The following is a 9627-nucleotide window of genomic DNA, read 5'->3' as shown; positions in this document are numbered from 1 at the left end:
GTGCCGAGATGAAAACTGCAATGGCTGCGCCCCGGTTGATTCTCGCCATCGCCTGCTCCTGATGGCCCCATTGGCACTCGATACGCTTTAACGCCAGTACCGGCCCGGCAGCGTTTCTTAGCAGTTCCAGATGGTCTATGAGTTCTTGCGTGGATTGGGCTGTGTTCAGGTCTCTGGTATGCCGTTCTATATCAACTTTCTTGAGGGCGCGCTGTGCGAAAAACTGCATTCCCAACGACATGGCAAGCAAGCCACCCGCCACAAGCATTATCTCTAATCCACCGACTAATCCCAGACCAATCAGAAGTAACAGGGGTATGAGTGGAGCGTGCAGTAGTGACTGTAACTGGTGAGCTGGAATGCTCATAAATCCCGGAATTCCGCGTCCGGCCAGTACCATAACCTCTGCCTGATGCTCGCCGGAAAACCACGACAACTTGGCCCGTGCTAATGCATTGCCGAGCGCTGCGTACAGATCTCCAGACAACCGGGCGCCTAACAGAAAGCCTGCGCGTGTCACTAACACGGTCATTAATATGGCTATTGCAGCGCTTGTTACCACTGTGACAGGGGGGTGATGGTGAACAATTGCCAGCGCTAGTGTTGTGTATGCAGTTGCTTCGAGCGCCGCGACAACAATCCAGCCCAGACTGATTGCCAACACCCGGTTGCGAGAGTCTCGTGAGAAAGGGGATTTGCGAGTACTCTTTTCATTCAGCGTTGAGGCGTTCATTCCGGAACCCTTAATGTATTTCCCTGCATTTGTAGATGAACATCTGCTTCGGCGGCGCACACCGGATCATGAGAAACAATGACAATGGTTTTGCCTTGACTGTGCGCGAGTAGCTGCAGGGATTTGATGATGTGTTTGGTCGTATCCGGATCCAGTGCACTGGTTGGTTCGTCCAGTAGAAGTATCGGTGCGGACGTAAGAAACATGCGCGCCAGCCCCAGACGCTGCATTTCACCTCCGGATAGATTGCCGGCATGGGCGTCGAGATCAACTTCCAGCCGCGCTTGACGCAGTGCCGCTTCGAGCTTTTCATCAGCCTGCTCCGGATCAGCCAGAGTAAGGTTCTCTCGAACGCTTGTTAACAGAGCAGAGCTGCCCTGCGGTAATAGCCGGATTGCCTGATGACGAGCTTCTTCATCAAGCATGGCCAAATCGATGCCTGATAGGCGCATGGAGCCGCTGTGTGTTTGCTCCAGTCCCGCTAGAGTTCTAAGTAATGTAGTCTTACCCGCGCCGCTGGGTCCGGATATAACCGTTATCGTCCCGGGAGAAAAACGATAATTCGCCCCCTCAATAACGGAATGTCCACCTGCCATTAAGGTGACTGCTTTTGCTTCCAGCAATACACGGTTTCCCGGCACCCTTGCATTGGCGCTGGGGAGCGGGCATTCGCGAAAAAAATCTGTCAGGTGTCGCGCCGCATTTCGTCCGGCGGAAACGTAGTCCAGACCATGCCCAAGCCTGAGCGAAGGGGTTACGATAGCCAAACCGAAAAACAGGCCAGCGGCTATCGCTGCGGCACCCTGCTGGTATGTGATTGCGTAGGCAATGGCAAACGTTGCTACGGCCTGCAGAAGTGACACAGCAACCGCTGCGGCCGTTGCCACCTTTCTGACCCAGGTAATCATCCCGTGGGTAAATCTGTCTGTGGCACTGTGGTAGGAAGCCAGAGCCCCGGATTGTGCACCATAAATACGGCTAGCCTGAATGCCCCTCGCATACTCGTCCACTGCGGTTACGATTTCCGACATGACTTTCGTGCGCTGCTCACCATGACGTGCCGAAATTTTAGGCATAAACCATAGATAGTAGAGCGCTGCCGCTGCACCGGGGGTCAGCACCAGTAGTGCCTGTAAACCAGAGATGGCCACGAGAAATGCAATAGACACCAGAGGGACGATGGCAAACGTAACGATTTCGGCAGGGAGGTGGGCTACCAAATGATGTAGCGAGAGGACATCGTTTGATAACAGGCTGCGCAGTTTCTTGTCATCCCACCGGCTAAGCGTGCTTGCTGGCAGCCGGATCAGGTGCTGGGCCACCTGTCGGCGCAGCCGGGCAGCAAACCCGGCTTCCGCTTTGTGAGTGGACCATGATGCTGCGGATGACAATATTGCGCTGGCTAGCAACAGCACGCCTACTCCGATGATCCATGTTACGGATTGATCATCGATCACCTGCACCAGGCACCACAGTGCGCCCAGTTTTGTCAGGCCGGACAAGGCAGCCGCCAGAGTGCCAACTGCAAGCATAGGCAGCGCTGGTTTTAGCGCTGCCGTCAGGGGCTCGTTAATCAAGCCGGAATACCATTTAATACTACTCATACAGACACCGGTAATGAAGCAATTGAAGCGGATCGGTTGTCAAAAGTGTTCCACTGCTTAGAACCCCATCGTGGCCGAAAGCATGACCGTACGTGGAGCGCCCACGCCAAGTGAGGTGTAGTGTGGGGTCGCCCAGTACGTTTTATTGGTCAAGTTTTTAATGTTAAGCCTCCAGATCAGGGACTGACCTGAGACACTGGTGTCGTAACGGGCACCCATGTCGTACAGGGTGCGGCCTGACAGCGATATGAAGTTGTCGGAGTTGATGTACTGTTCCGATACAGAGGTAGTGTTCCCGGTCAACGTCAGACCCTGCAGTGCTGGAACATCCCATTCCACGCCTAGTTTTCCGGTCAGCTCGGGTATCCCTGGGGCCTGATTGCCCTGATTCACGCCGCCTGCCGTTTTGGTGAGCTCCGCATCGAGATACGCGATGCCGCCCATCAGGCGCAAGCTGTGCAGCGGGGAACCGAAGAAGCTCCACTCCGCCCCTCGGTTACGCTGTTCTCCGCCAGAGGAGAAAACATTAGTAACCGGGTCGGTATAACTGTTTGGTCGCTTGATTTGGTAGAGACTTACGGTATGGGCAAAGTCCCCCAGATCGAACTTCAGGCCGATTTCGTTCTGCTTTGTCTTGTAGGGTTCGAATACTTCACCGGCATTCTCCGCCGTGGTTGGTGCCGTTGCTCCCTGGCTCAGGCCCTCTATGTAGTTGGCATAAACCGACAGGGCGTCCGTGGCTTTGAATATCACCGCGACTGCGGGTGTCACCGCGCTTTCGTCATAGCTGCTCAGCGGCATACCCGTGCTGGCCAGAGCGCTGTCCTGAACCACTTCCTGATGCCGAAGGCCCAGAGTCAGTTGTACTCGGTCTTCCGCAACGGACAGCGTGTCTGCTAGGCCATAACTGGTCAGGCGCAGATCGGTTTGGGTAATGGGCTGGACGTTGAAGGGGGTATCCCGTGGATCCCAGACCGGATTGTAGATATTTGTGATCCAGTCTTGATTAAGGACGCCCCGGCGGGCGTTGAGTTGGTAGTCTTCTTTATATCGCTGGGCATTGATCGCTACCTCATGGCCAATGTAGCCGGTTTGGAAGTGGCTCTGAACACCCGTCTCTATAGACGTCCGCTCAACCTCGTCGCCCACGTCACCCATGTTATTTCGAAAGTCGCCAGCATCGTTGATTATCTGGGCTACAGACGAGTTCGTCGCCCGAAATGTCGTCTCACTGGTGCCGATTGCGGCGTACGCCATGACCTGATCGCTTACATCGATCTCGCCGCGTAGCATAGCGCCCTTATCTTTCGAGTGGTTGAATCCCCAGTCGGGGTTCAGCAAGGTGTCGGGCTCAGGGGCCGTGGGTAGTTCCACTCCCGGTGCAAGGGTGAGACCCCGGGTAGCGCCATTGATCCGGTCTTCGCTCATATACAGATCGGCGGAAATCCGGGCTTGATCTCCGCGCCAATCCAAGGCTAGCGAGGCCAGTTGAACTTCCTTCTCCTGCTGGTTAACGGCGGTTTCGCCATCCCGGTAGACGCCATTGAAGCGCACACCGAACTGATTCCTCTTGCCGAAACGTCGACCCACATCGATATGACCGCCAAACTGGGAGTCAGACATATAAGTCGCTGTAAACTCCGTCATTGGTTCGTTTCCAGCTCGCTTGGGGACCAAGTTCACGGAGCCACCTACGGACCCGTTTGGCGGCATGCCATTCAGCAGCGCTGAAGGCCCCTTCAAAACTTCAATGCGTTCAAACATTTCCGGCGAGCTTCGATAGTAGGGGGCAACGCCGAACATGCCGTCGAACGTAACGTCGCCGATGTCGGAACGGAAGCCTCGAATGGAGTAGCTTTCGAGGTTCTCCCCGGTCACGCCACTACTGAATACCGACGGATCGGTTGCCGCAATTACATCAGTTACCGCTTGAGCCTGACTGTCCGCAATAAACTTCTCCGTGTAGCTGACACTATTGAATGGCGTCTCCATGAAGTCCTTTTCACCCAGCATTCCGGCACGGCTTCCGTTCGTTACCTGACCACCTGAGTAGGCTTCATTTGCGGAGACCGTGTTGCCCAAGACGTCAAGTTGGGGAAGTGATTCAATGTTTGAAGGCTCGGGAGCAGTGTTTTGAGCAGACGCCAGCGGTACATAGAAGGTCACTCCCCCCAGTGCCAACCCAAGAACAATAGCCATGGGTGTGTGGTACCTCGCGACAACAGAGGTAAGTTGGCGTGCCTCACTCGCCTGGGCAGGTAAACAGCTGCCGTTCAATGTGCTTTTCATGGGAAATTCCTGTCAGTAAGTTGTAATAAACTAGCCCTGATACCCTGCGATAACCTCATCGATCAGAATCTTCAGCGAGGTCACGCTGGCAGCGGTGATGTACCAAGCGTCGGCATCAACAAAAACCACCCGCCCGTTCTTCCATGCCTTGGTTTGACGTAATAATGGGTTACCCATTTGCTCGGCAGTCATGACTGGGCGGCGTTCCATAACCGCCGTGCGGTCGATGACATAGAGAATGTCCGGGTCGGCTTGATGGATAAATTCGCTGGAGACGGGTTGGCCGTGCAGGCTGGATGCATCGATGTTGCTGGCGGGTTTCACGCCAAGCGCATTGAAAATAAACCCGTAACGTGATCGAACGCCGAAGGAGCTGAAAGTGCCGTTGTTGTGCATCACGATTAGAGCGGTTTCCGGTCGACCGTTTGTGACCTGCCGTGCTTGTGCTACCTTCGCGTCGATTTCATCTATTTTTTGACCGGCGACATCGCTCTTGTCGAAGATGCGGCCAAGCGACCGAAGATGCTCTTTAACGGCGGTGATGTGACCATTTTTGCTGTCTCGGAAGTCGACATCGAAATGTAAGGTGGGTGCGAGCCCGGATAGTTCTTCATAGTGATTGGCCTGGATAGGCGTTATCAGTATCAGGTCGGGGTTGAGGGCATACACCTTTTCCATGTTTGGCTGAGTAATAGCTCCAAGATCTTGCACGTCTGGAGCCGATTTGTAGCGGGCAAGAAAATGCGGCACATAGTCTTTCACCATCCCGGCAATCGGTACGCCGAGCTGATCGAGAAAGTCCGCCTCATTCATATCAAGCACCGCCACCTGACGGGGGCGCTGAGTAATCACTGTGCGTCCAAGGCTGTGTTCAACAATGACCGGTTCATCAAGAGGCAGAGAGGCCTGTTGGTTATTCGATTTTTCCCCGCACCCTTGCAACCAAATAGCCGTCAGAATTGTCAGAGAAACTATTGCCCGATGTGTCTTTTTCCATCTCATTTCCATACTCCGGAACGGGGGGTGAAGTAGTCGCAAACGCAGCCGCGTTCGTTGCTCAGGATTTCAAAGTCCAAGTCATACAAGTCGTGCAAAAGTGCTTCGGTGATGGTCTCGCCGGATGGTCCATTGAACCGGATCTGCCCGCCTTTTAAGGCCAGAATGTGGTCTGAATAGTTGGCAGCGAAATTAATATCGTGGATCACGAGAACCACGGTGCGTCTCTGCTCGTCACACAGGCGGCGCAGCGCATGCATAATCTGCACAGCGTGCTTCATATCGAGGTTGTTCAACGGTTCGTCTAGCAATAACACGGGCGTCTGTTGTGCGATGGTCATCGCGAGGAAGGCCATCTGCCGTTGACCGCCGCTGATTTCGTCTATGTAAGCGTGACGAAGTGGTTCAAGCGAGAGGAACTCGATGGATTCGTCGATCACTCTACGGTCATTGTCATTGATGACACCGCGGCTATAGGGGAAGCGGCCGAAGGCAACAAGCTCCCCAACCGTCAGGCGCATATTGAAATCAGAGGATTGCCTTAGGGTGGCGACACGCTTGGCGTACTCGGATGTAGGTATGCCTTCGACGGGTTCACCGTCGAAAAGGATGTCCCCACTGCTAGGCTCAGAAAGGCGCGCCATGAGCATCAGCAAAGTCGACTTACCGGCACCATTTGGCCCGATCACGGAGGTTACGCACCCGGGTGGAAAGCCGGCACTGACTGCAGACAGGACCGTCTTGGCGCCGTATGCCTTAGAGAGATTCTGGACAGTGATCATAGGGTGCCTCGAACTCGGACCGTCAACAGAAGGAAGTAGGCGCCACACACCAGATTGACTAGGATGCTGACGGTGGTTTTGTAGTTAAAGACGTGCTCGACCAGAAACTGGGCAACGAGGAAGATTGCGATGGCGATGGCGCAGCCGATTGGCAAGGTCAGGCGGTGCCTTCGGCTAGCTGCCAGCGCGTACGCAATATTGGCGACAAATATTCCCAGAAATGCCGTGGGGCCGATCAGGCTGGTCGAAACGGCGACCAGAATAGCGATTAGCGCAAGGTAGAGGCCCACGAGTCTGGAGTGATTAACGCCCAGAGACATCGCCTGATCACGCCCTAGCGCGAGGACGTCAAGCTCTGGTAGATATTTGCGGCCAATCACACACACCGCAGTAACCGCGACCAAAGAGTAGAGGAGGGTAGCGGGCTGGGCTCGGTTGAAAGAGGCGTAACTCAAGCCCTGAAACACTGCGAATTCACCAGGGCTGATCCGAAGCTGAACAAACTGTGTGAGAGTGCTAATGACCATTGTCAGCACCAGCCCGACGAGCAACAGACGGTAAACGTCATTGTTGCCGTTACCCAACAGCCATCGGTGGATGACCCAAGAGTAGAGCAGCACCAGAATTGATGAGATAAAGAAGTTCCCACCCAAACCGATGGCCACCAGCCCTTGCGTACCGAGAACAAGTAGCAGCATTGACTGCCACATCAGGTATACGGCCTCATAGCCCATGATCGCCGGAGTGAGGATTCGATTGTTAACGAGGGTCTGGAAGATAATTGACGAAAGCGCTACACAGATACCGCCGACAATAATGGCCGCCAGCCGTATCAGACGCTTGGGAATAATGTACTCGAAATTAAGCCCTGAGCCTGCGAATACGAACGCCAGCGCCAATGCAATGACCGCCAAGAAAATGATCCACAGCGCGCCTTTGCCCTTCATTGTTTTTCTCCCCGTAGAATCAACACGAGGAATACCGCACCGCCTATGAATCCGGCGGTTAGACCAATGGGAACCTCAAAGGGAAAGATCAGCAGGCGGCCAACGATGTCGCAGGCCAATAGAAGTGCTGCGCCACCCACTGCAACCAGCGGAAGCGTATGCTTAAGGTTATCACCGTAGTGCAGAACCACCAGATTGGGCACCACCAGCCCAACAAAGTAAATTGCCCCCACGGTGATCACCGTAACGGAGACAGTGATCGCTACCAGCAGCAGCCCCAGCGTCGCGGTCGCTGCATAGCCCAACCCCAAACTGGTCGCCATGTCCTCACCCATCCCCAGAACGGTAAACCGGTGGGCATAGAGGTATGCCAGAACAGCAATAGGTAGAATGAGATAGATGACTTCGTATTGGCCCTGAACCACTCTGGAGAAGTCCCCCATCAGCCAACCTTGCATGCTCTGCAAGATGTTCTGCTGGTATGCATAAAACTCGGCGACCGCGCTGAGAACGCTGCCGTACATGAGACCAATTACTGGAACAAGCGCGGTATTCCTGAACTGGATACGTCTTATCACTGCGACATAAAGAAGGCTTGTGACAAAACAGAACCCGAGCGCGAACAGCATCTGACTGAACTTCCCCATCGCTGGCATCAGCGTTAACGAGACCAGAACCCCAAGTTTTGCGGCATCCAGCCCCCCAGAGGTGCCCGGCTCGACAAACCTGTTGCGAACAATGTGTTGAAGAATAACGCCACATACCGCCAAACCGACACCGGTTAGGATGAGCGCTGCCATACGTGGCAGGCGACTGGCTGTCAGCGTTAGCCAAGTATCCCCTGACAGGAGCACTACCTGAGACCACTCCATTTGCCGCGCACCAATCAGCAGAGACCCAACGCAAAGCGCGACAAACAGACAAGCCATTCTCATACGAGTGGCGCCTGATATTTGGCTGCCACATGCAGCTTTGATGGGCTGTTGTTCACTCTGAGCAGGAGTGTTCATGAAAAACCTTGATGGATGGTAATGATAATTAGTCGCAACACAATAAATAAAAATTTATATAGTTGCAACTGTATAAACTAATTTGACGTGAGCTTTGTAACGCGGTTTCATGGATGCCCCAGTCGACCAAGGAGCAAACATGGCACAGTCGCAAAATACCCCCGCCCGCGGTCGCCCCCCGGTTATCACCCGAGAACGAATAGCGAATGCGGGCATAGAGATGGGCCTGCCGAATATCACCTTTGTTGGCCTTTCGGCCTCATTGGGTGTCAGTCACATGGCGCTTTACAAGCACGTTCCCAGCCTTAAAGAACTTAAGCGACTGGTTGCCGAGGAGATCTTTCAACGATGGGAGATTCCGAAAGTTTGCGGTACGGGGAAGGATGGCCTGAAGGATCATCTGGTGGCGCTCGTCACATCTTTGCAAGATTTAGTAAAGTCCAACCCGGGCCTTCCGCCTTACCTGCTAAGAAGGTCAGCTTCAACGCCGCAAATCACCGCAAAAATCGGCGAGCACCACAAGCAAGTCGCCGATGTATATGGAATTCCCGAGAACCGCGCGCGCTGGATAGTCGCCACCGTTGCATTCCATTGCATCGCGGTAGCTGACACGATCTATTCCGCAGCAGAGAATGATTCGGGCTTAGAATTGGGCCATGTGGCTGATGAGGCTGAAGTTGAGGCGGAGTTTTCTCAAGGTATGAACGCCCTTATTGTCGGGGCACTGTTTATTCTGAATAAAGACCATGACAGGGGTTCATGATGGCGTACCGTGATAGAGGGTTTTGTTCAGGGCTTTGGTGAGTTAGTTCGTGATCAATTTAGGGTGCGGTTATCGCCGCTAGTGTCCTGTATGTGCCAAACATGATTAGTTGTGGTATCCCTTGGAAGGCCAGCTTTTAACTTGTCATCACCACAGAGGATGATTACCATTTGAATGGGAAACAGACCTGCCACGGAACTTGGATGTAAAGGCGGGATTTAAAACGGAATTTCTAAAGGGATTTATTATGAGCACAGCAGCTTTTGCGACCAGCTATACCCAGAACTTCGATACTTTGCTGTATCGAGTCAGGTCCGGGGACAGTCTCTCCAAGATTCTTTATCGGTACCACGCAGGCCTGAACGATGAGCAGCTTTCACTACTGATTCAGCAAGTGCAGGCCGACAATCCTTCGATTATCAATCCTGACCTGATAAAACCTGACCAATTAATCCGCCTGAAAATTCCCCAGCAGTACTGCGCTGCCCCTAGGCCCAACCACC

8 protein-coding genes and 1 pseudogene are annotated in these 9627 nt (G+C 53.8%); 2 read left to right on the top strand and 7 right to left on the bottom strand.

What is annotated here, in order from left to right:
* From ACTHYN_RS14345 to ACTHYN_RS14315, 7 genes and pseudogenes are all read right to left on the bottom strand, one after another.
* Positions 1-733, bottom strand: a pseudogene (locus ACTHYN_RS14345) (hypothetical protein); the annotation flags it as partial.
* The gene (locus ACTHYN_RS14340) at positions 730-2337 is read right to left on the bottom strand and encodes an ATP-binding cassette domain-containing protein (RefSeq protein ID WP_441813101.1); all 1608 of its coding nucleotides are present in this window, start codon (positions 2335-2337) and stop codon (positions 730-732) included. The pseudogene ACTHYN_RS14345 and the gene ACTHYN_RS14340, both read right to left, overlap by 4 nt.
* Before the next feature lie 57 nt (positions 2338-2394).
* Positions 2395-4626, bottom strand: coding sequence for a TonB-dependent receptor (locus ACTHYN_RS14335; RefSeq protein WP_441813100.1), 2232 nt, complete (start codon positions 4624-4626; stop codon positions 2395-2397).
* A 30-nt stretch (positions 4627-4656) separates the two neighbouring features.
* A complete protein-coding gene (locus ACTHYN_RS14330; protein ID WP_441808210.1) occupies positions 4657-5634 on the bottom strand; it encodes a siderophore ABC transporter substrate-binding protein in 978 nt (325 codons plus the stop codon).
* Positions 5625-6404 carry an iron ABC transporter ATP-binding protein gene (locus ACTHYN_RS14325; RefSeq protein WP_441808211.1) on the bottom strand — a complete coding sequence of 260 codons (780 nt, stop codon included), beginning with the start codon at positions 6402-6404 and terminating at the stop codon, positions 5625-5627. Before ACTHYN_RS14325 ends, ACTHYN_RS14330 begins: the two co-directional genes overlap by 10 nt.
* A complete protein-coding gene (locus tag ACTHYN_RS14320; RefSeq protein ID WP_441808212.1) occupies positions 6401-7351 on the bottom strand; it encodes an iron chelate uptake ABC transporter family permease subunit in 951 nt (316 codons plus the stop codon). Before ACTHYN_RS14320 ends, ACTHYN_RS14325 begins: the two co-directional genes overlap by 4 nt.
* Complete coding sequence (locus ACTHYN_RS14315; RefSeq protein WP_441808213.1) at positions 7348-8286, bottom strand: ABC transporter permease; 939 nt, start codon at positions 8284-8286, stop codon at positions 7348-7350. The genes ACTHYN_RS14320 and ACTHYN_RS14315 overlap by 4 nt, the downstream gene beginning before the upstream one ends.
* Positions 8287-8500: 214 nt before the next feature.
* Here ACTHYN_RS14315 and ACTHYN_RS14310 point away from each other — a divergent pair, with 214 nt between their 5' ends.
* Together ACTHYN_RS14310 and ACTHYN_RS14305 are read left to right on the top strand one after the other, a co-directional pair.
* The gene (locus tag ACTHYN_RS14310) at positions 8501-9124 is read left to right on the top strand and encodes a TetR/AcrR family transcriptional regulator (RefSeq protein WP_441808214.1); all 624 of its coding nucleotides are present in this window, start codon (positions 8501-8503) and stop codon (positions 9122-9124) included.
* Positions 9125-9371: 247 nt separating this feature from the next.
* The coding region (locus ACTHYN_RS14305; protein WP_441813099.1) for a LysM peptidoglycan-binding domain-containing protein at positions 9372-9627 on the top strand (256 nt) is incomplete at its 3' end.

The organism is Marinobacter sp., assembly GCF_052091845.1.
Lineage (GTDB): Bacteria > Pseudomonadota > Gammaproteobacteria > Pseudomonadales > Oleiphilaceae > Marinobacter.
The sequence above is the reverse complement of the archived record's forward strand: the minus strand, read 5'-3'. Positions and strand labels throughout refer to the sequence as shown.

Excerpts from the sequence above, each read along its gene's own strand:
- ACTHYN_RS14340 (WP_441813101.1), bottom strand. The coding sequence starts at position 2,337 with ATGAGTAGTATTAAATGGTATTCCGGCTTGATTAACGAGCCCCTGACG.
- ACTHYN_RS14330 (WP_441808210.1), bottom strand. The coding sequence starts at position 5,634 with ATGGAAATGAGATGGAAAAAGACACATCGGGCAATAGTTTCTCTGACA.
- ACTHYN_RS14335 (WP_441813100.1), bottom strand. The coding sequence starts at position 4,626 with ATGAAAAGCACATTGAACGGCAGCTGTTTACCTGCCCAGGCGAGTGAG.
- ACTHYN_RS14310 (WP_441808214.1), top strand. The coding sequence starts at position 8,501 with ATGGCACAGTCGCAAAATACCCCCGCCCGCGGTCGCCCCCCGGTTATC.
- ACTHYN_RS14315 (WP_441808213.1), bottom strand. The coding sequence starts at position 8,286 with ATGAGAATGGCTTGTCTGTTTGTCGCGCTTTGCGTTGGGTCTCTGCTG.
- ACTHYN_RS14320 (WP_441808212.1), bottom strand. The coding sequence starts at position 7,351 with ATGAAGGGCAAAGGCGCGCTGTGGATCATTTTCTTGGCGGTCATTGCA.
- ACTHYN_RS14325 (WP_441808211.1), bottom strand. The coding sequence starts at position 6,404 with ATGATCACTGTCCAGAATCTCTCTAAGGCATACGGCGCCAAGACGGTC.